14 protein-coding genes are annotated in these 20,279 nt (G+C 65.5%); 6 read left to right on the top strand and 8 right to left on the bottom strand.

Annotated elements, in window-relative coordinates; translation table 11 throughout:
• Positions 1 to 97 precede the first annotated feature (97 nt).
• Both IC234_RS15285 and IC234_RS15280 read left to right on the top strand, forming a co-directional pair.
• The gene (locus IC234_RS15285; protein ID WP_190926230.1) at positions 98 to 472 is read left to right on the top strand and encodes a dodecin family protein; all 375 of its coding nucleotides are present in this window, start codon (positions 98 to 100) and stop codon (positions 470 to 472) included.
• 219 nt (positions 473 to 691) lie between these two features.
• Complete coding sequence (locus tag IC234_RS15280; protein ID WP_190926228.1) at positions 692 to 1,774, top strand: proline iminopeptidase-family hydrolase; 1,083 nt, start codon at positions 692 to 694, stop codon at positions 1,772 to 1,774.
• A gap of 26 nt (positions 1,775 to 1,800) precedes the next feature.
• Here IC234_RS15280 and IC234_RS15275 read toward each other — a convergent pair whose 3' ends face one another.
• Both IC234_RS15275 and IC234_RS15270 read right to left on the bottom strand, forming a co-directional pair.
• Complete coding sequence (locus IC234_RS15275) at positions 1,801 to 2,952, bottom strand: zf-HC2 domain-containing protein (protein WP_190926226.1); 1,152 nt, start codon at positions 2,950 to 2,952, stop codon at positions 1,801 to 1,803.
• Positions 2,939 to 3,628, bottom strand: a complete 690-nt coding sequence (locus tag IC234_RS15270; protein WP_190926224.1) for an RNA polymerase sigma factor — start codon at positions 3,626 to 3,628, stop codon at positions 2,939 to 2,941. Before IC234_RS15270 ends, IC234_RS15275 begins: the two co-directional genes overlap by 14 nt.
• A gap of 207 nt (positions 3,629 to 3,835) precedes the next feature.
• Here IC234_RS15270 and IC234_RS15265 point away from each other — a divergent pair, with 207 nt between their 5' ends.
• A complete protein-coding gene (locus IC234_RS15265) occupies positions 3,836 to 5,848 on the top strand; it encodes a vWA domain-containing protein (RefSeq protein ID WP_190926222.1) in 2,013 nt (670 codons plus the stop codon).
• Positions 5,849 to 6,101: 253 nt separating this feature from the next.
• Here the strand turns inward: IC234_RS15265 and IC234_RS15260 are convergent, their stop codons facing one another.
• The 5 genes from IC234_RS15260 to treF form a co-directional block, all read right to left on the bottom strand.
• A complete protein-coding gene (locus IC234_RS15260) occupies positions 6,102 to 6,929 on the bottom strand; it encodes a porin family protein (protein WP_223827709.1) in 828 nt (275 codons plus the stop codon).
• Positions 6,930 to 7,207: 278 nt separating this feature from the next.
• Entirely contained in the window at positions 7,208 to 10,075 is a 2,868-nt protein-coding gene (locus tag IC234_RS15255) for a T9SS type A sorting domain-containing protein (RefSeq protein ID WP_190926220.1), read from the bottom strand.
• Between the two features lie 134 nt (positions 10,076 to 10,209).
• Positions 10,210 to 12,015 carry a hypothetical protein gene (locus IC234_RS15250; RefSeq protein WP_190926218.1) on the bottom strand — a complete coding sequence of 602 codons (1,806 nt, stop codon included), beginning with the start codon at positions 12,013 to 12,015 and terminating at the stop codon, positions 10,210 to 10,212.
• On the bottom strand, positions 12,012 to 12,569 hold the full coding sequence (locus IC234_RS15245) for an RNA polymerase sigma factor (RefSeq protein WP_190926216.1): 558 nt from the start codon (positions 12,567 to 12,569) through the stop codon (positions 12,012 to 12,014). The genes IC234_RS15250 and IC234_RS15245 overlap by 4 nt, the downstream gene beginning before the upstream one ends.
• 117 nt (positions 12,570 to 12,686) lie before the next feature.
• Positions 12,687 to 14,324 (bottom strand): alpha,alpha-trehalase TreF, encoded by a 1,638-nt coding sequence (treF, locus tag IC234_RS15240; RefSeq protein WP_223827708.1) that lies wholly within the window; start codon positions 14,322 to 14,324, stop codon positions 12,687 to 12,689.
• 199 nt (positions 14,325 to 14,523) lie between these two features.
• On the opposite strand from treF, the gene IC234_RS15235 reads away from it, so the two are divergent.
• From IC234_RS15235 to IC234_RS15225, 3 genes are all read left to right on the top strand, one after another.
• On the top strand, positions 14,524 to 14,931 hold the full coding sequence (locus IC234_RS15235; protein ID WP_190926214.1) for a BlaI/MecI/CopY family transcriptional regulator: 408 nt from the start codon (positions 14,524 to 14,526) through the stop codon (positions 14,929 to 14,931).
• Positions 14,909 to 16,309, top strand: coding sequence for a M56 family metallopeptidase (locus IC234_RS15230; protein WP_190926212.1), 1,401 nt, complete (start codon positions 14,909 to 14,911; stop codon positions 16,307 to 16,309). The genes IC234_RS15235 and IC234_RS15230 overlap by 23 nt, the downstream gene beginning before the upstream one ends.
• A gap of 153 nt (positions 16,310 to 16,462) precedes the next feature.
• Positions 16,463 to 17,503 (top strand): hypothetical protein, encoded by a 1,041-nt coding sequence (locus IC234_RS15225; RefSeq protein WP_317173386.1) that lies wholly within the window; start codon positions 16,463 to 16,465, stop codon positions 17,501 to 17,503.
• 193 nt (positions 17,504 to 17,696) lie between these two features.
• Here IC234_RS15225 and IC234_RS15220 read toward each other — a convergent pair whose 3' ends face one another.
• On the bottom strand, positions 17,697 to 19,982 hold the full coding sequence (locus IC234_RS15220; protein ID WP_190926210.1) for a GH92 family glycosyl hydrolase: 2,286 nt from the start codon (positions 19,980 to 19,982) through the stop codon (positions 17,697 to 17,699).
• Positions 19,983 to 20,279 lie beyond the last annotated feature (297 nt).

Below are 20,279 nucleotides of genomic sequence, written 5' to 3'. Positions count from 1 at the left end.
GACTTCCCGCGTACAGGGAATTACCAGAAATCAACAAAAGCCGACGGCTCGTGCAGGCGCTCGGCACCTCCACCCATCACAGAACCACTTCTTCCGCATGTCTTCCATCAAACAAGTCATCGAAATCCTCGCCTCATCCGACAAAAGCTTCGAGGACGCCCTGCAGCGCGCCGTGCAGAGCCTGAGCACGTCGGTGCCCAACATTTCGTCCATCTACATCAAAGACCAGAGCTGCAAAGTGCGCGACAACCGCATTGTGGAGTACCGCATCACGGCCAAGGTGAGCTTCGGCACGCCGGTAGAGGGCTTTGACCTGAGCGAAATCGAGCGCACCTTCGACGAGGCCCCCGAGCCCGCCGGCAACGGCGCGCCCGACTACAGCCACGTCGATTTCCTGGCCAAGCCCACGCTCGACGTGGAGCCCGGCGGCAGCGCCACCGAGCCCGAAAGCGGCGGCGGTTACTCGGGCTAGGGGCCCTTTTCGTTGAGCGGCCACCCGGCTCAACGGCTTGCGAATGATTGCCTGACGGCCGCGCTGCTTCTCTGGAGGCGGCGCGGCCGTCGTCGTATAGGGCGCGTATGCGAAAAGTGTGAGGCCGGAATAGCGCAAGTAGCTGGTTTAGGCTACCTTTCGCCGAGATTGCCGGGCACGGTTCCGGCAGCGAATCCTGCTAACCCTTCGCTTGTGCATATGCCTGCTTTCCGCTCCTTGCGTACCTCCGCCGCGCTGCTCAGCGCCCTACTTTTTGCCGGCTGCAACCAGCCCAAAAGCCCAGGCGAAATCGACACGGCCACGCCGGCCGCCCCTGCGGTGGCTTCCTACTTCGCGCCCACCGAAACCGGCGTGCAGGACGGCGGCGTGCGGGTCATTCCCATCAGCACGCCCAAGGGCAAGTTCAACGTCTGGACCAAAACCTTCGGCAACAACCCCAAAATCAAAGTGCTGCTGCTCAACGGCGGGCCCGGCGCCACGCACGAGTATTTCGAGTGCTTCGAAAACTTTCTGCCCCAGGAGGGCATCGAGTTCATCTACTACGACCAGTTGGGCTGCGGCAACTCCGACAACCCGAAGGACACCGCCATGTGGAGCCTGCCGCGCTACGTGGAAGAAGTGGAGCAGGTGCGCCAGGCCCTGAACCTGACCAAGGACAACTTTTACGTGCTGGGCCACAGCTGGGGCGGCATCCTGGCCGCCGAATACGCCTTCAAGTACCAGCAGAACCTCAAAGGCCTCATCATCTCGAACATGATGATGAGCTGCCCCGACTACGGCCGCTACGCCGACGAGGTGCTGGCCAAGCAGATGAAGCCCGAGGTGCTGGCCGAAATCCGGCAGATTGAGGCCAAAAAGGATTTCAGCAACCCGCGCTACATGGGCCTGCTCGAACCCAACTTCTACGCCGAGCACCTGTGCCGCATCGTGCCCAACCCCGAGCCCGTGACCCGCGCCATGAGCAAGCTCAACCAGTCGCTGTACGTGACCATGCAGGGCCCCAGCGAGTTCGGTATTTCGGGCAAGCTGGTGAACTGGAACCGGGTGCCCGACCTGCCCAAGCTCAGCGTGCCGGTGCTCAGCATCGGCGGCAAGCACGACACCATGGACCCAGCTCACATGCGCATGATTGCCACCAAGGTGCAGCGCGGCAATTCCCTCATCTGCCCCGAAGGCAGCCACATGAGCATGTACGACGACCAGCAAACCTACTTCAAAGGCCTGCTCACCTTCCTGAAATCAGTCGACGCCGGCACCGTGAAACCAGGCGCCGAGCTGTAGCGCCGACGCTGCCGGCCGCGCCACGACTAAAACGGCACGATTACTTCCATGGGCAGGGCGGCTCGGCGGCCCCCGGCAATGCCCGGCTGCCAGGCCGGGCCGTCGCACACGATGCGCAGGGCCTCGGCGTCGTAGTCGTCGCGGAGGCCGCGGGTCACTTTCAGGTCGCTCACTTTGCCGTCGGCGCCCACGGTGAACTTCACATACACGCTGCCGTTCATGCTGGGCCCCTTTTCGGGCTCAAATTCAGCGGCCTCACGGCGTAGGTAAGACCGAAACGCCGGCGTGCCGCCCACCGGCGCCGGGTTGATGGCCACAGTGGCCATGGGCGTGTTTCGAACCCGCGCCGCGGCCACGTCGGCGACAATGCTTTTCGCTTTTTTAGCGGGCGCTCCCAGCTCCATGTTTTCCGCTTTGCTCGCTGCGGCGGTGTCAGGGGGGGCAGCCTTTTCTTCGGCCGCGGCCCACCCGGCGCTGGCCGCGGGCGGGGCCGTCTGCTCGTCGGCCGCAGCTTCGGCGGCCACAACTGGCGCACTGGCCGGCTGCGCACGGGCTGCCACCGCAGCCGTCTTCGCGGCCGAACTGGCAAGAAAGCCATCGGTCCGCACCGCGGGAGCAGTCGGCTTCGGGGCCGTGCGAAGCCGGGCCGGGCGGCGCGGTGCGGCGGGGGCCACAGCGGCATAGTCGGTTGCGGCAGAGGCCGCGGGAGCAGGCGTTGCCGCCGGCTCCAACTTCTTGGGTTGGGGAGCCACGGCTACAGGCGGCGCCGGGGCGGCCGGCGCGGAAACGATGATTTCCTGGCGGACGGTGCCGGCCGGCGGCCCTACCGCCTGGTGCTGCCAGCCCCAGATGCCCCCTCCCACCACGGCCAGCATGGCGGCAGCAGCGGCAATGCGGGGCCAGGCCCACTGCGTAGCCACGGGTTCTGGCGCGGTGGTGCCGAGGCGGGCCTGCAGGCGGGTGCGCAGCTCGGCCACGGCGCGGTCGGTGGTGGGCGCGTCGGTCATCGCGAAGCCTTCCACCAGCTCGGCGCAGCGCTCGCAGTCCAACAGGTGGGCTTCGAGGCGGTGCTCCTCGGCGGGCGGCAGCGTGCCGGCCGCGTAGGCGCGCAGCTCCGCCGTGGCCGGGTGCGGGCCGGGTGCGGGCAGCTGGGCAAAAGGCGAATCAGCGGGCGACATGGAGCGGGTTGTTATCGGAGGTAGGAAGCGTGGGCGCGGCGGCGGGCTTGGAGGGCGCGGGCGGCTCCAACTGGCGGCGCAGCATGCGCTTGCCGTTTTGCAGGTGGCTGCGCACCAGGTTCAGTTCGAGGCCAGTTTCGGTGGCGATGTCGCGGTAGCACTTCTTTTGCAGGTAAAATAATTCGAGGCAGAGGCGCTGGGCCGGTGGGAGCTGGGCCAGGGCCGCTTCCACGCTTTGCAGGCGGATTTCGGTTTCCTCGGCGTCCTCGGCGGCGGCTTCCTCGTCCAGCAGATGCCGGGCGCCGGCCGTTTCCACATCGGTGGCATCGGGAAAGCTCACCATGAGCGGGCCGGCGCTGGGGCCGCCACGCTTGCGAGCCCGCAGCTGCATCAGGCAGTGGTTGCGGGCAGTGGTGTGCAGCCAGGCCGGGAAGTTGTCGGGCGCGTGGGTGCGCAGCACCTTCACCAAGTGCTCAAACAGCTGCATGGCGGCGTCCTGGGCGTCTTCGTCGGGCGGGGCTAGGTAGCGGCGGCACACGGCGAAAGCCTCGGGCAGGTACCGGTCGTAGAGCAGGCCGAGGTCGGCCACGTTGCCGTGCGCGCGGTAGCGGGCCAGCAGCTCCTGGTCGGAGAGCGGGGCAGCGGCAGCAGACGGTTTGGCGCGGCGGAAGAACATGGCGCTGGGAAGTTAGGACCGTTTTGCCGAGTGCGCCAACGGTGCTGTTTCGACACCGTTGCCCGCGGCCCGGTTCCCGTGGCCCGAAATCGACTTACGGACGTGGCTGCCAGCGGGCCCCCGAAGCTGAATGGTGATTGGCCCGTGTGCAATCCTCCGCGGCCCTGCATCAAATCAGCAAGTTTCACCTAACCCCCGCTTGCTGTCATGAGAAATCTATTGCTGCTGCCCCTGCTCGCGCTGTTGCTGGCTCCGCTGGACCAGGCCTGTGCCCAGAAGAAAACAAAGGTGGCCTCCCCTGCGCCGGCCCTGGCCGCCGACACGGCCCGCACCCGCACCATTACCGGCGTGGTGATGGATGCCCAGTCGAAGCAGCCCCTGCCGGGCGCCACGGTGCTGGTGAAGGGCACGCAGCTCGGCGCCAGCACCGATGCCGCCGGGCGCTACTCGCTGCGGGTGCCCAACGCCGGCACGGCCACGCTGGTATTCATCAGCATCGGATACGCAACGCAGGAGCGGCGCATCGAGGGCAGCAGCGTGGTGAACGTGGCGCTCTTCGCCGACACGAAGCAGCTGAGCGAAGTGGTGGTGACCGGCTACGGCTACTACGACGAGTACAGCGCGCCCGCCTCGAACCCCATGCCCTCCAAGCGCAAAGTGAAAGCGGCCCAGGCTGCCGCCGACGCCCTGTACGCGGCCCCGGCCAGCGGGCTGAGCGGACGCGTGGCCGGCGTGGCCATCAACGCCCCCTACCCCGGCACGCTGCCCGCCCGTAAGGAAGCCGGCGCCGGCGATACCTATGCTGAAGTGAAGGAAAACACCTTTTTCTCGGCCAAGAAGGACCCGCTCAGCACCTTCGCGCTCGACGTGGATAACGCCTCGTACTCCAACGTGCGCCGCTTCCTCAACGAAGGCCAGCTGCCCCCGCGCGACGCCGTGCGGGTGGAAGAAATGCTGAACTATTTCCGCTACGAGTACCCCGCGCCGGCCGCTACCTCGCCCGACCCCGTGCGCATCAGCACCGAGCTGGCCGTGTGCCCCTGGAACCCGGCCCACCAGCTGGCCCGCATCGGCATTCAGGCCAAGAAAGTGGAAACGGCCCAGCTGCCGCCCGCCAACCTGGTGTTTCTGGTGGATGTATCGGGCTCGATGGATGGCCCCGACCGCCTGCCCCTGGTGCAAGCCGGCCTGAAGCTGCTGGTGAAGCAGCTGCGGCCCCAAGACCACGTGGCCCTGGTGGTGTACGCTGGCGCAGCCGGCCTGGTGCTGCCGCCCACGCCTGGCTCGCAGCCCCAGGTCATCCTCGACGCCATCGACCGGCTGCAGGCCGGCGGCTCCACGGCGGGTGGCGCGGGCCTGCGCCTGGCCTATTCCACGGCCCGGCAGAGCTTCAACAAGGAAGGCAACAACCGCGTGATTATGGCCACCGACGGCGACTTTAACGTGGGCGAAAGCTCCGACAAGGCCATGGAGCAGCTCATTGTGGACCAGCGCGAAAGCGGCGTTTTCCTGACGGTGCTGGGCTGCGGCCGCGGCAACCTGCGCGACAGCCGCATGGAAACCCTGGCCGACAAAGGCAACGGCAACTATGCCTACCTCGACAACCTCGACGAGGCCGGCCGCGTGCTGGTGGCCCAGTTCGGCGGCACGCTCTTCACGGTGGCCAAGGACGTGAAGCTGCAAATCGAGTTCAACCCCGCCCGCGTGGCCAACTACCGCTTGGTAGGCTATGAAAACCGCCTGCTGGAAGCCGAGGACTTCAACAACGACCGCAAAGACGCCGGCGAGCTGGGCGCGGGCCACACCGTGACTGCACTCTATGAACTGGTGCCCGTGGGCAGCGCCCAACCCCTCATCGACGACCTGAAATACCAGCAAACCGGCAAAACCCCGGCGCCCGCCACTGCCGAGGTGCTCACCGTGAAGCTGCGCTACAAAGAGCCGCAGGGCAGCACCAGCAAGCTGCTCTCGCAGGCCCTGGCCAGTACGCCAACGAGCATCGAAAAGGCCTCAGCCGACTTCCGCTTTGCCGCCGCCGTGGCGCAGTTCGGCATGCTGCTGCGCCAGAGCGAGCAGCGCGGCACCGCCACCTGGGCCGCCACCGAGCAGCTGGCCAACAACGCCCGCGGCACCGACACCGACGGCTACCGCGCCGAACTGGTGCGCCTCGTGCGCCTGGCCGAGGGCCTGAGCGGCAACGGCGCGGTGGGGAAACGGTAGAGGGAAGGCGATGGCCGCAAACCACCTGTCATCCTGAGCGCCGCGAAGGACCTTCTCACCGCTGAACAGTTTGTTCGGACGTGAGAAGGTCCTTCGCGGCGCTCAGGATGACAGGCGTAGCATGACGGATGACTTATAACACCAGAAAGGCCCCGCCGATATTCGACGGGGCCTTTTTTATAACCTATTTCGGATGCTTACCCGAGCAATAAACGAAACTATATAAGCGGAATAGGATGGCGGCTAGTCCGCGTTAGAAGGAGTAGTTCAGGCCGGCTTTGATGACGCGGTTCTGGGCGTCAAAGCGGTTGTTGGCGTCGAGCGAGGTGAGGCCGTAGTCGTAGCCGGCGCTCAGGCCCAGGCCGTTTTCAAACTGGTAGCCCAGGCCGGCGGCGGCCGAGAAATCGACTTTGCGCAGCTGATTCGAGACGTCGAAGTCCTGCTTGTAGGCGGTGAAGCCCAGGGCGCCGGCTTCCACACGGGCTTTGCCATTCACCAGGAATGAGGCCTGAGGGCCGGCGTAGAGGTAGAAGCCCGGCGTCACAAACACCTTGGCCAGCACCGGCACGTCGATGTAGGCCAGGCGGGCGGTGCCGGTCACGTTGGCGTTCAGGAAATCGAGGGCGGGGAAGGGCAGGGTGCCGCGCAGCACGACGCCTTTTTCGGAATAGTTGATGCCGGGCTCGATGGCGAAGCTGGTGCCCAGCGGCAGCGTGGCATAGATGCCGGCGTAGAAGCCGGGCCGCATCTGCTTGGTGATGGCGCCATCGGGGGCGTAGCCGGCCAGGTCGGTGAACGTCTTCACGGCGTCGCCCTGAATATCAGAAACGTTCAGGCCGCCCCGGAAACCGAAACGCACGGCGGAATTGCTGCTGGCCGGGGCCGAATACGACGGCTGGCGCGAATAGCTGGGCGCCGTGGCTTTGTGTGCGCCGCTGCTGCCCATGGGCCGCGTCGAAGGAGCGGCTTTGGGGTTGCCGTAGGCGTCGCGGTACACTTGCTGGGCCGAGGCCGAACCGGCAAAAGCAGAAATCAAAAGGCAAGCCGCGGCCAGGCCGCCCGAAAGGCGTGAAAATTTCATAACCAGAAGGTTGAGTGGGTGAAAGAAACCGGCCTCGCTGCAAGCCCGGGCGCTGGCCCGGCGAGGTGGCCGATGACAAGGGGTATTACAAAACCGTGCCAAACCCGCGCCCACTTTCAGTCCCCACCGTGGCCCGCCGCTCCCGGCCCCGACGAGGCGGCGCTTTTACCAGACCAGCCGTTCCCCAAAGTCGACCAACCCGGCCGTGGCGGCCACGCAAAAAAGCCGGGCCGCCCAGTGGGCAACCCGGCTTCGTGGCCAGAAAAAAGCTACAACGCTTACTCGCGCACCAGCTGCTGGGTGCTGGCCGGGCCGCTGGGCGGCGTGAGGCGCAGCACGTAGAGGCCCGGGGCCAGCCCGCGCAGGTCGAGGGCCTGGCGAAGGGCACCTGCGGGCGCCGTTAGGGTTTGCTGGCGCACGGTGCGGCCCAGGGCATCGAGCAAATCGAGGCGCACGCGGCCGCCGGTGGCCAGGTCGGCCGAGATGGTCACGGCGTCGGTGGCGGGGTTGGGGTAGGCGTTCCAGGCCGCGGCGTCGTGGCGCGCCACGGCGGCCGAGGCCAGCATCACGGTAGTGGTGGCCGTGTTGGTGCGCACCGGCGCGTTAAAGTCAAAGAAAATGTCGGCTTCGTTGGGCACCACGTCGCCCACGGCCAGGGTGGCGCGGGGCCGCACCCGGAAGCGCACAAACCCCTGCGAGCGAATGACGTCCTGGTTGCGGTGGGGCAGCTTGATGTTGAGGAAGCGCACCGTGAGCAGGCCGCGGTTGGTGAGGCTCCAGAGGCAGTTGTGCGACTGCGCCACCAGCTCCATGGTGCCCAGGTTGAGGCGCGCGGCGTCGAGGGCATCCGAGATGACGACGGTGAAAGCCGTGTCGGTGCCCATGTTCTGGAAGCGAATGGTGTAGTCGAGCGGCAGGCCAACGGCCACCTGGGCGGGCGTCAGGTGGGAGTAGTTTACCGTGATGTCGTTCGGGTCGAGCGAACCCGTCACCGTTTGGGCGGCGGTGGCGGTGTTGTTGCTCGGGTCCACGTCGCCGGGCAGCGCGGCGTTGGCCACCGAGCTCAGTTGCGTGCCCAGCACGGTGTTCACGGCCAGGCTCAGCGTCACGTCGTAATCGAGGCGGGCAAACGGGGCCAGATTCGTGTAAGTCCAGGTCACCACCTGGCCGCTGCGGGCGCCAGCGGGCGCGCTGCCCACGTAGGTAATGCGGCTGTCGAGCGTTACGCTGGCGGTGCCACTGGCCACGGTGGTGCCAATATTTTCGAGCGTGAGGCGGTAGCGCGTGGTGAAGCCCGGCCGCACAGGGCCGTAGGGCGTGAGCGTCACGCGCACATCCAACTGGTTATCGTTCGGCACCAACCCAAAGTCCTGGCCAGTCACGGCCTGGCCCAGCGCCGGGAAGGTGCCCGCCAGCAGCGTGGGCGCGTGCAGCGTGTAGTAGGGGTGTGGCGCGGGCACCGTGACGGCGTAGGCCGTGCCGGGCAGGCCGTAGAAGCTGTACTGGCCCGTGCCGGGCTCACTGGAAAAGCTGGTGGCCTGGGTCAGGTCGGTGATGATTTGCGGGTAGGGGAACGGGATTTCGCCCGCGTCGCGTACGCCGTTGTTGTTCTGGTCGATGTAGAGCGTGCCGCTCAGGCGGCTGGCCGGGCTCAGGCGCAGCAGGGTATTGCCCTCGCCCAGAATGTGGCCGTTGATGACTAGCTGGGCGCGCTGCCTGCCAAAGCCGGGTGTCTTGTAATTCAGTACGTACACATTGCCGCTGGCATCGGCGCCCAAGCCCGTGGCGGAGTGGTTGGAGAAAGAAGAGTCTGCCGCCGTGGTCCGCAGGATGCCGTCGATGGTGCGAGCCCAGCGGGCGGTGCCGGCGGGGTCGTAGCTCACCACGTAAAACGTGTTCGGTGAGCTTTGCGAGGTGGAAGTCATCGGGTAGTTGATGGTGACGTTGTTGCCGAAGGCTGCGCTGGCCCGGTTGAGAATACCGCTCTTGTACACGTTGCCGGCCGCATCCACGGCCAGGTGCACCGCCGTTTTGGTGCCATCGAAAGTGCTGGCCTGTGCCGCCCGCACCCACAGCGGAGCACCGGATGCCGACAGCTTCACCACGAAGCCCCCGGCGGTACCTGCGGCCAGGCTGCCAAACAATACGTTGTTCGAGCCCGCATTGCCGGCCACATATACCTCTCCAGTGGGCGCCAGGGCCACGCTCACCCCCGTGGCGTTGCCAACGCTGCCGTTCGTATAAGCATTTGTCAGGCCCCACTGCGCCACGCCGGTCGATGAAAATTTCACCGCAAAGGCGGCCGTCCCGTTACCGGAGGCGGCTAGGGTTACGCCGGGGGTGCCGCCAAGCGCCGCCTCGCCTTGCAGCGAGCCCACGCAGTAGAGGTCGCCAGCGGCGTCGACGGCCAAGTCTTCCAGCCGGAGGTAATTGCTGCCTTGAATGGCCGTGGTGGGTACCACGCCGCGCACCAAGGCCACTGCCCCGTTGGCATTTGCCCGGAAGATAGCCGAGCTGTAGGTGAAGCCGGTTGCGACCCTGGGAAAGGTATAACTGGCAAATTGGGAGCCGAAGTAGCCCGCCACGCTCAGCAGCGTGTTGCCGGTCGCGTCGGCGGCCATCCCCGTTATTTCGGCGTTTCCGCCGCCTTGGTGCAGGTAGGTGAGGGTGCCCAGCGTACCCGTGGGGCTCACCGTGGCCAGTACGGTGCCGCCGGTGGGCAGCGTCTGGTTGCCAAACATGAAGGGGTAATTGGTGCCCTGGGTCTGGCCCAGCGAGTCGAGCCCTCCGCGGAAGGCCACGTGCACGGTGCCGTTGGGCGCTAAGGCCAAGCCCCGCACCTCATCGGAGCGGATGCTGGCGCCGCCAATGGCCCATTGCACCACGCCCTGCGCGTCAATCTTGGCCAGGTAGACGTTGCTGAAGTCGCCCGCGGCGGCGGGGCCGGCCAACGTGGAGGCCCCAATGGTGAAGGTGGCTCGGTAAGAGCCCGCCACATACGTGTTGCCGGCGGCATCGGTGACGGAGCGCGAGGACTGGGCCACCGGCGACAGCGGCCGCGACCACGTGGCGTATTGGGCCTGGGCGGCGCGCAGCACGCCCAGCACCAACACCCCCACCAGGAAGAGTAGACGGTACATTTTCATCAGAAATGGGAAAAGAAATGGAGGAAAAGCAGCCAAAACCGTAGCCACCGCCCGGCCGGGCTGCAGGGCTACCGTTTCTGTGGTTCAGACCAGCCCCGCCAATGAAAGGCTGCTGGCTAGCTGAAAATAATTATTTACAGCCCAAACCGCACCCCAAACATCAGGCCCGTGGCCGTGGGCTGCTGCCGCAGGCCGGTTTCGGGCTTGTAGAGCGACAGCGCCTGCCAGCGCAGGCTGGGCGCTACGCTCACGCTGAGGCGGTTGGTGAGGGCATAATTCAGGGCCAGCGAGCCCGACAGCGCCACGTTTAGCCGCCGGAAAGGACCTTCGCCCGCCCTGATGGTTTCGGAGCGGAAGGTCTCGCCGTCGTCGGTCACCACCTGCGTGCCGCCCAGGAAAAACTGCAGCTGCGCGCCGGCCGATACGTCGGCCCACCAGCGGCCCGTGCCCGGCGTGAGGCGGTAGCGCAGCAGCACCGGCACCGTGAAAAAGCGGTAGTTGGGCTGCAGCAGCTTGGAGCTAAGCGTTTCCTTCTTGCTGATAAGAGGCGTGATGGTGCGGCGCACGGCGTGGGTACTGTCGCGCTGCACTGTAGTGGTGAACACCGTGTCCTGCCGCGGCACATACACCGTGTCGTAGCTGATGACTTGGCCGCTGGGGTTGAACACCGGGTTCAGCTGCGGAATCTGAATGATTCGCACCGAATACGTCCGGTTGGTGGACGTGAAGAACGTGGTGGTGCGCGTGGTAGTCGTGTCGTATTTCACCAGCACCTCGGTGTTTTTGGTGGTGATGCGCAGGTTGGCGCCGAAGGTGCTGAAGCCCACGCCGCCGCCCACGCTCAGGCGCGGCGTAAGGCGGTATTCGGCCAGCAGGGCCGCGCTGAGGCCGGCGCGGCCGGTTTCGTGGTTGCGGCGCAGGGCCGTAAGGCTGTCGCCTTCGGGGCCTTGCAGGCCGAGGGTATTTTGCTCGGGTGTGGCCGTCAGCAGCAGGCTCCACCGGTGGGCCAGGGGGCGCGGGCGGGCCGTGTCGGCGGGAGCGGGGCTGGCGGCGGCCACGTCGGCTTTGGGCGCGCCGGGCAGGTCGCCCAGGGCCAGCAGCGTGCTGTCGGTGCGGCGCTGCAGGCGCAGGAGCTCGGCCCGTTCGGCGCGCAGGCTCAGCAGCAGGGCGGCGCGGCTGCCGGCGGGGGGCGTGCCCGGCTGCAGCGTGGCGGTGCTGGGCAATTGCACCAGCACCTGCCGCTCCAGCGCGGCCAGAGGGCGCAACGTGGCGGGCGTGGAGTCGGCTATGGCGACCAGCGCAGCGCCTGCGGCAGCTGCGCGAGCAACAGCGGTTTCGCGTGGCGCTGCGGAGTCGCGTCGGGCAATGGCAACGGGCGGCCCCATGAGCTGGCGGTCGGTGGCGAGGGCACCCGGAATGTTGGCCGTCGGAACAGAACGACGAGTGTAGGGCTGCGCAGCGAGAGATGAAGAAGTGGAATACCCGCGGCCCCGTGCCGCCCCAAAGCGGGTGGTGGCCGAAGTGGTAACGGTGCCATTCGCCACCTCGAGCGCTGCCATTGAAGTCGGCTGCGCTAAGCTCTCCTGTTTCGCTGCGTCTGTTGCTGTGACGTTTGCGGTTTGGGCCCGACGCAGTGGTTGCTGCGCGGCCGAAGCTGCAGCTGCGCCTGCTCTCGGCGCTACCGGAGCCACAGCGGCTACCTGCCGTTCCCGGGCCGGCCCGTGCGGCAGCAGCCAGCCCGCCAGCCCGCTCAGCAGGGCCACTAGCCCAAACAGCAGCGGCAACGGCAGCGGGCGCCGCGGCCGTTTCGGCGCCGGGGCGGGCGCGCCAATTCGTTGCTCAATACCGGCCCACACCGGGGCCGAAGGCTCCAGGCTAAAGTCTTCGAATTTGTCGCGCAGGGAGTGGTCGAGGCGGTTTTCTTCCGGTTCTTCCATCATAGTTTCAAGTAGCTGGCCTGCTGCTGGTGCAGCCGGGTGAGTTGTTTGCGCGCCTTGCTGAGCTGGGCCTTGGAGGTGCTCTCCTGAATGCCCAGCAGCTCGGCGATTTCGCCGTGGGAGTAGCCGTCCACGGCGTAGAGGTTGAGGACGAGGCGGCAGCCGTCGGGCAGGCGCTCCATCAGGGCCAGCACTTCGGCCACGCCCAGGCGGTCGAAGGCGTCGGCGTCGGCCGCGAAGGGCTCGGGCACATCGTCGAGCAGCAGTTGCTGGCGGCGGTGCTGCCCGCTCTGCCAGTGGTTGATGGCCGTGGTGACCACAATGCGCCGCACCCAGCCCTCGAAAGAGCCATCGGCCCGGAAGTCGCTCAGGCGCGTAAACACCTTCACGAAGGCGTCCTGCAGAATGTCCTCGGCCTCGGCCACCGAGGTCACGTAGCGGCGCGCCACGCCCAGCATGCGGCCGGCGTAGCGGGCGTAAAGTTGGCGCTGGGCCGCCGGCTCGTGGCGGCCGCAGCGGGCCAGCAGTTCAGGTAAGTCAGCGGGTGGAGCTGGCATGCACACAAGGTAAGCCCGCGCGTAGCGCGCTGGCTTGGGGCAGACAGGGCCCGGCCCGGAAAGGCTGCTGAGGGAGGCGAATTTTTTTCTGGTCTGTCAGCCTAGCCCGCAGTGCCGCTACTTGTTTTCCCGGTTCAGCAGCCGTAGGAGCACCCCGTTGGTCCACCCGAACCCGTCCTGCAGCGGGTATTCGCCGCCGCCGGCCGGGCGGTTGGGGTGCAGCACGTCGTACTTCTCCAGCAGCTGGCCGGTTTGGCCAAACACGCGGGCATTGAGGCGCACCCAGCGGCGGGCAATGGTGTCGGCCAGCGGGCGCTGCTGGTAGCGCGTGAGGCCCTCAATGGCCAGATATTGCAGCGGAGCCCAGCCGTTGGGCGCATCCCACTGCTGCTTGGTTTCGCTGAGGGAAGTCACGAGGCCGCCCGTTTTCAGGAAACTGGTTTTCAGCCCAGTTCCTACCCGTTTCGCCTGCTCCGCCGAAGCCAGCCCAAACGCCAGCGGAAACACGCCCGCCAGCGTGCGCACGGCCGAGCGCTGCCGCTTGCGCCAGTTGTAGTCCTGAAACCAGCCGGCCTTAGGGTCCCAGCTCAGGGCCAGTAGAGCAGTTTTGCGGGCGGCGGCCTTGGCGGTATACGAGCGGGCTTGGGCCGGCTGGCCGGCCACGCGGGCGGCATCGGCCAGCGTTATTTCCAGGTTGTAAAGCAGGCAATTGAGGTCGACGGGCACCACATCGGTGGTTTGGATGCTGCCCAGCCCACCCGCCGGCCCAAACCAGCGGCTGCTGAAATCCCAGCCCGAGGCCGCGGCGGCCCGCACGTGCCGGTAGAACTGCGCCGCGGGCTGCTTGCTCCGCTTGGCCGCGGCCACGTCCTCGGCGTACGATTCTTCGCGGGGCTGGTCGCTGTCGTCCCAGTAGCGGTTGAGCAGGTCGCCGCCCGGCAGGCGCACCACGCGGCGGGCGGCCGTGCCGGGCTTCAGGGTTTCGGCGCCCTGCATCCAGTAGCGGTATTCGGCTTCGAGGGTGGGGCGGTAGCGCAGCAGCTCGCCGTTGCCGCGCTCCCGGGCCAGCAGCTGCATCATGCTGGCAAAAAACGGCGGCTGCGAGCGGGTGAGGTAATAGCTGCGGTTGCCGTTCGGGATGAAGCCGTAGCGCGCAATGAGGAAGGCAAAATTGTCAGTGATGTCCTTCAGCAGCTGACCTTTGCCGGCATCGGCCAGCCCCAGCATGGTGAAGTACGAATCCCAGTAATACACTTCCCGAAAGCGCCCGCCCGGCACCAGGTAGGGCTTGGGCAGTGGCAGCAGCGAGCGAAAGGGCGCCAGCGAGTCGGCCGCGTCTACTGCCGGGGCGGCGGGGCGGGCCAGCACCGTCCAGAGCGTGTCGAGGTGGTGGCGCAGGCCGGCCTGCACGTTGCTCCGAAACGGCACGCCGCCATCGGCCGGCAGGTCGAAATGCGCCGTTACGAAAGCTTTCAGGTCGAAGCCGGGCTGGCTTTTTTCGCGGCGCCACGCCGCCAGAATGGTAGCGGGGTGCTGCTGGGGCGCGGCGTCTACAAAGGTTTTGCTGTCGGCGAACACGCGGCCCAGTTGTACGGCCTCAAACAAGCCTGGGAAGAGCTGCCGCGGCGACTGCGGCCTTGCCGCCGGGGTCGGTATTGGCATCGCATTGGCGGCGGGGGCGGCGTTTTCTGTCTGGGCCCGGCCGGGCCCGGCGCTGAGCATCAGCAGCAAGCAAAGGGTGTAGCGGTTTTGCATGGAGAAAGCCCGGTTTGACAGCCCAGGAGGCAGAGGGGGCTCGGGGCTTACGTGACTTATGGACTTTTTGCTGAATGCCGGCCCTGCCCGCAAGAGCAACGAGGCCAACCCAAACAGGTATCAACTAATAAAATAGTTTTTAAACTAAAAAATTAGTTGTACGTTTGCCTTGCTTAGATATCATCGCCTAAACCGCCCCATGGACCCCGCTGCTTTCCCCGAACTCACTCGCGCCGAAGAACAAGTCATGCACGTGCTGTGGCGCCGCGGCCCCTCCTTCGTGAAGGACGTGCTGGCCGAGCTGCCCGCCCCCCAGCCGGCCTACAACACGGTGTCGACCATCATTCGCATTCTCGAAACCAAGGGCTTCGTGGACCACGAAGCCTTTGGGCGCACCCACCGCTACTTCGTGCTGGTGCAGCAGGACGACTACCGCCGCTTTTCGCTGCGCAAGCTGCTGGGCGGGCACTTCGGCAACTCCTTCAGCCGGCTGGTTTCCTTTTTCGCCAAAGAGGAAAACCTCGACGCCGCTCAGCTCGACGAAATACTCCGCCACGCGTCCCAACCCCAAACCCCCGACCACGATGAACCCAATCAGTCTGCTTAAGTGGATGCTGCTCAGCACGCTGCTGCTGGGCTTGTGGTGGCTCTGCTACCGCGTGGCCCTGCGCCAGGAGCGCAGCTTTGCCTACAACCGTTGGTTTCTGGTGCTGGGCCCGGTGCTGGCGGCGGGACTGCCGCTGCTGCCCGCGGCGTGGTTCGGCGGCTGGGGCGCCGGCCCTGCCGGGCTGCCGGGCGTGGCCTCGGTGCTGCTGCCCGCCGTGGCCATCAGCGCCAAAGGCCCGGCCGTGAGCGCCGGAACACCGCTGCTGGCCCGGCTGGTAGCAGTATACGCCGTGGGCGTGGCCGTGGCCCTGGCCCGGCTGGGTCTCGGCCTGGGCCGGCTGTGGCGAAGCACGCGCCGCCTGCCCCGCGAAAAGTGCGACGGCTACACGCTGGTGCCCACCCAGGGGCAGGTGCCCACCAGCTCGTTCGGCCGCACGGTGTTCTGGGACGACACCCTGGCCCTGAGCGCGGCCGAGGCCAGCCAGGTGCTGCGCCACGAGCTGGCCCACGTGCGCCAGGGCCACACCTACGACCGCCTGCTGCTGGAGCTGCTGCGCGCCGCGCTGTGGTTCAATCCTTTTGTGCATTGGTGTGGCAAGGCGCTGGCGCTCACCCACGAATTTCTGGCCGATGAAGAAGCGCTGCGCCATGCGGCGGCTGCGGTGCCGGCCTTTTCTCCTGCTCAATCCTACGCTCACCTGTTGGCCCGGCAAGTGGCCACCCGCCTCGGTTTCTCCGTCCCGCTTGCGCACACCTTCTCCCATTCCCAAACCCTCCGTCGCATTGCCATGATTCAGAAAACCTCCCCCATTCGCCGCTGGAAGCAGTGGCTTGCCCTGCCGCTGCTCGGCGTGCTCGTTGTGGCCGTCGCCTGCGAAAAAGCCACAAATCAGGCCACCCCGACAGCCGCCGCGCCGCTCAACCAAGAGATGAAAGCCCCGATTCACATCGGAAAAGTTGCGATTGCGCCGCCGCCCGGCAACGTGTACACCTACGTGGAGCAGATGCCGCAACTGCCCGGCGGCGGCGATGCCCAGGCCATTATGCGGTACATACAAAGCCACATTACCTACTCGAAAGAGTTGGCCGCCAGCCCTAAAGAAGGCGTGGTGTTTGCCTCGTTCACGGTGCAGGCTACCGGTAAGGTGCAAGATGCCAAAATTGTGAAAGGACTAGCACCGGCCTATGATGCGGCCGTGCTGGCCGCCATCCACACCCTGCCGCGCTTCACTCCGGGCCAGCACGATGGCAAAGCCGTGGCCGTGAGCTTCACGGTGCCCGTGCGGTTTGTGGCGAAAACCCCGGCCAAATCGGTCGGTTTGCAATTATTCAACTGGTACGGCGGCTGGGCCCCCAGGCCGGCCAATGCCGGCTGCTAACAGGGCCCCAGCACTTTCTAGGTAAAAAATAGTCGAGAAACCGCTCGAAAAGCCACGGCCCCGGCCGGGGCCTTTCTGCGTTGAGCCCGGCCACAACCGGGCAAAATGGGCTAACTTGCGGGTCGTATTGGCCCTCTAATTCGTTTTTATTCAGTGTTGTTTTCCCTAACGCCGCGTGCTGCGCTCGTGGCCGCCACCTTTGGCTTGCTGGCCGCCGCCAGCTGCCCCGCCTGCAAAACCAAGCCCGCCGAGGGCGAAACCGCCGCTTCGGGCGCGGCCGCCGAGGGCGACGCCGAAGGCAAGCCGGCCCCCATTGACACCATCAAAATCAAGGCGATGGCCATGCGGCGCGACTCGCTGAAGGCCGACAGCATTGCCCGCAAAAACGGGCAGCTGCCGGGCGCCATCCTGCCGGGCCACCGCATCGTGGCGTTCTACGGCAACATCCGCTCGAAGGGCATGGGCATTCTGGGGCGCGAGCCCAAGGAGCAGATGTTCCGCAAGTTTGCCGGCGTGCTGAAGGAGTGGCAGGCCGCCGACACCAGCATTCCGGTGCAGCCCGCCTTGCACAACGTGACCATCACGGCCCAGGGCACCGCCGGCAAAGACGGCAAGTGGCGCCTGATGAACTCCAAAGCCACCATCGAAGAAGTCATTGCCTGGGCCCGCGAGCACAAGTGCATCCTGTTCTTGGACGTGCAGCCCGGCCACAGCACCCTGCAAGTGGAAGTGCCCAAACTGGAGCCTTACCTCAAGCAGCCCGACATTCACCTCGGCATCGACCCCGAGTTTTCGCTGGCCACCATGCCCGGCGTGCGCCCCAACCAACGCATCGGCACCCTCGACGCCAAGGACGTGAACTGGACCATCAACTACCTGGCCCGCCTCGTGAGCGAAAACAAGCTGCCGCCCAAAGTGCTGACGGTGCACCGCTTCACCCGTAAAATGCTGACCAACTACAAAAACATCAAGCTCGACCCGCGCGTGCAGGTGGTGATGCACATGGACGGCCACGGCGAGCCCACCCTGAAAAAGGACTCGTACCACGACTACATCCAGACCGAGCCCGTGCAGTACACCGGCTTCAAGCTGTTCTACGAGTACGACCCCAAGCCCAAGCCCCACCACATGATGACCCCGGTGGAAGTGCTGACGCAGCTCACGCCCAAGCCGCTGTATATTCAGTACCAGTAGGTTGAGAGTAGGGCGTCTGTCATTGCGAGGGCGCAGCCCGTGGCAATCCGTCCTGTCAAACCCAGACACTTTCTAATGTGATAAAGCCCCGGCATTGCGCAGTGCCGGGGCTTTTTATTGGGCTCCATCACAACTCAGGGTTTGTCACAAAGAGAGGACGGATTGCCGCGCTTCGCTCGCAATGACAGGCGCCTCACTTCGCCTTCGAAAACGAATACGGCGCCGCGGCCGGCTGCGTGCCCCGGCTCTTGTTTGGCACGGCACTCATGTCAAAGTTCAGCGTCGCGCCCTGCATGAGCTCGGTGTGGCTGAGCCAGTTCTTGTCGTAAGCCTGGCCGTTGAAAGTCAATCCATTCACGTAGCGGTTTTCGGCTGAATTCTGGGGTGCATTTAACACGATGTCTTTGCCCGAAGGCAGGTGCAGGGTGGCTTTGGGGAAGAGCGGGGCGCCCATCACGTACTGGTCGGTGCCGGGGCACACGGGGTAGAAGCCCAGGGCCGAGAAGACGTACCAGGCCGAGGTCTGGCCGTTGTCTTCGTCGCCGCAGTAGCCGTCGGGCGTGGGCAGGTAGAGGCGGTTGAGGGTCTCGCGCGCCCAGTATTGCGTTTTCCAGGGCTGGCCGGCGTAGTTGTAGAGGTACACCATGTGCTGAATGGGCTGGTTGCCGTGGGCGTAGTTGCCCATGTTGGCAATCTGCATCTCCCGGATTTCGTGGATGACCTCGCCGTAGTACGACGCATCGAACACCGGCGGCAGCGTAAACACCGTGTCCAGCGTCGCCACGAATTTCTGCCGCCCGCCCATCAAGTCAATCAAGCCCTGCACGTCGTGAAACACCGACCAGGTGTAGTGCCAGCTGTTGCCTTCGGTGAAGGCATCGCCCCACTTGAAGGGATTGAAGGGCTTCTGAAACGAGCCGTCCTGGTTGCGGCCGCGCATCAAGCCGCTTTCCTTGTCGAAGAGCTTGCGGTAGTTCTGGCTGCGCCGGGCGTAGAGGTCGATTTCCTTTTTGGGCTTGCCCAGGGCCTTGGCCAGCTGGTAGATGGTGAAATCGTCGTAGGCATACTCCAGCGTGCGTGCGGCGCTTTCGTTGATTTTGACGTCGTAGGGCACGTAGCCGAGCTTGTTGTAATATTCCACGCTCTTGCGGCCCACGGCGTCGAGCGGCCCGGCGTTGTTGGCGCCGTGCGTCAGGGCTTCGTAGAGCACGTTCATGTCCTGCCCGCGAATGCCTTTCAGGTAAGCATCGGCCACCACGGAGGCGGAGTTGTTACCCACCATCACGTTGCGCAGGCCGGGGCTGCCCCACTCCGGCAGCCAGCCGCTTTCCCGGTAGTCGTTAGCCAGGCCTTGTTGAATCTCGGCATTCACGTCCGGATACAGCAAGTTCAGGAAGGGAAACAGCGCCCGAAAGGTGTCCCAAAAGCCCGTGTCGGTGTACATATAGCCCGGCAGCACCTGCCCGTTAAATGGGCTGTAGTGCATCACATTGCCAGCGGCATCCCGCTCATACAGCTTGCGCGGAAACAGCAGTGAGCGGTACAGGCACGAGTAAAACGTGCGCCGCTGGGCCTCGGTCCCGCCCTCAATCTCGATGCGGCCCAGCGCCTTGTTCCAGGCGGCGCGGCCCTGCTGGCGCACGACATCAAAGTCCTTGTTGCCGATTTCCTGCAGATTCAGCTCCGCCTGCTCGGGGCTGATGAAGGACGAGGCCACTCGCGCATTTACTCGCTCACCTTTTCGGGTTTTGAAGCCGACCACGGCGCCGGCGTGCTTGGCCGTCACTTCCAGCACACCGGCAGCCAGGGCTTTGTCCTGGTACAGCGCCGTGCTGGTGAAGTCGTGGTCGAATTCCAGAATGAAGTAATTCCGAAAGTTCTTGGGCACGCCGCCGCTGTTGCGTGTGGTGTAGCCGACGACGCGGCGCTGCCCGGGCAGCACCTTCACATAGGAGCCGCGGTCCAGGGCGTCAATCACCACGTAGGCGCTGTCGGTTTTAGGGAAGGTGAAGCGGAAGCGGGCGGCGCGCTCGGTGGGCGCTATTTCGGTGGTCACGTCGTGGTCGGCCAGATACACGCGGTAGTAGTTGGGCTCGGCCACCTCGGCCTTGTGCGAAAACCAGCTGGCGCGGGCGTCCTCGTCGAACACGCGCCGGCCGGTGATGGGCATGAGGGCAAACTGGCCGTAGTCGTTCATCCACGGCGAGGGCTGGTGCGTCTGCTTGAAGCCGCGCAGCTTATCGGCGCTGTATTGGTAAGCCCAGCCGTTGCCCATCTTGCCGGTTTGGGGCATCCAGAAGTTCATGCCCCAGGGCAGAGCAATGGCCGGGTAGGTGTTGCCATTCGAGAGGTCCGGTTTGGAATCGGTGCCAATCAGCGGGTTTACCCATTGGGTCAGGTCGGGCGTGGTGGCCGGCGTTTGGGCGAAGGCGGGGACGGCCAGCCAGAGCGCCGCTAGTGCGGTAAGGGTTTTTAGCATTGAAGAAATCAGCATGACGTGCCGGACAGCAGCGGCGGCATAAACAGCTTCGTTGGCGAACTTTTGATTGAGCAGTCTATGCCCGAAAACCGGCCTGCGCTGGCTCCGCCCCAGTCAGGGTTGGGCGTCGGCAGCTGGGGTTTGCGCCGGGGCAGGGAAAGTGCGGCCATCAAAGCGAAATTCTGAAGAAAAGCATAACTCACAGGTCGTTACCTGCCAGCCTTAAAGCTAAAATGTTTTTGCGCAGCCGGCGCCCTGCGGCAGCTTTCGGGTACTCAGGGGCGCTTGCGTGGTGGC

It is taken from the genome of Hymenobacter armeniacus, from assembly GCF_014699055.1.
In the GTDB taxonomy this organism is placed as follows: Bacteria; Bacteroidota; Bacteroidia; order Cytophagales; family Hymenobacteraceae; genus Hymenobacter; species Hymenobacter armeniacus.
Note: the sequence above shows the minus strand (reverse complement) of the source record. Positions and strands in the feature narration are given on the sequence as shown.

Coding starts and splice junctions, on each gene's coding strand:
- IC234_RS15285 (WP_190926230.1), top strand. CDS start 98: ATGTCTTCCATCAAACAAGTCATCGAAATCCTCGCCTCATCCGACAAA.
- IC234_RS15280 (WP_190926228.1), top strand. CDS start 692: ATGCCTGCTTTCCGCTCCTTGCGTACCTCCGCCGCGCTGCTCAGCGCC.
- IC234_RS15275 (WP_190926226.1), bottom strand. CDS start 2,952: ATGTCGCCCGCTGATTCGCCTTTTGCCCAGCTGCCCGCACCCGGCCCG.
- IC234_RS15270 (WP_190926224.1), bottom strand. CDS start 3,628: ATGTTCTTCCGCCGCGCCAAACCGTCTGCTGCCGCTGCCCCGCTCTCC.
- IC234_RS15265 (WP_190926222.1), top strand. CDS start 3,836: ATGAGAAATCTATTGCTGCTGCCCCTGCTCGCGCTGTTGCTGGCTCCG.
- IC234_RS15260 (WP_223827709.1), bottom strand. CDS start 6,929: ATGAAATTTTCACGCCTTTCGGGCGGCCTGGCCGCGGCTTGCCTTTTG.
- IC234_RS15255 (WP_190926220.1), bottom strand. CDS start 10,075: ATGAAAATGTACCGTCTACTCTTCCTGGTGGGGGTGTTGGTGCTGGGC.
- IC234_RS15250 (WP_190926218.1), bottom strand. CDS start 12,015: ATGATGGAAGAACCGGAAGAAAACCGCCTCGACCACTCCCTGCGCGAC.
- IC234_RS15245 (WP_190926216.1), bottom strand. CDS start 12,569: ATGCCAGCTCCACCCGCTGACTTACCTGAACTGCTGGCCCGCTGCGGC.
- treF (WP_223827708.1), bottom strand. CDS start 14,324: ATGCAAAACCGCTACACCCTTTGCTTGCTGCTGATGCTCAGCGCCGGG.
- IC234_RS15235 (WP_190926214.1), top strand. CDS start 14,524: ATGGACCCCGCTGCTTTCCCCGAACTCACTCGCGCCGAAGAACAAGTC.
- IC234_RS15230 (WP_190926212.1), top strand. CDS start 14,909: ATGAACCCAATCAGTCTGCTTAAGTGGATGCTGCTCAGCACGCTGCTG.
- IC234_RS15220 (WP_190926210.1), bottom strand. CDS start 19,982: ATGCTAAAAACCCTTACCGCACTAGCGGCGCTCTGGCTGGCCGTCCCC.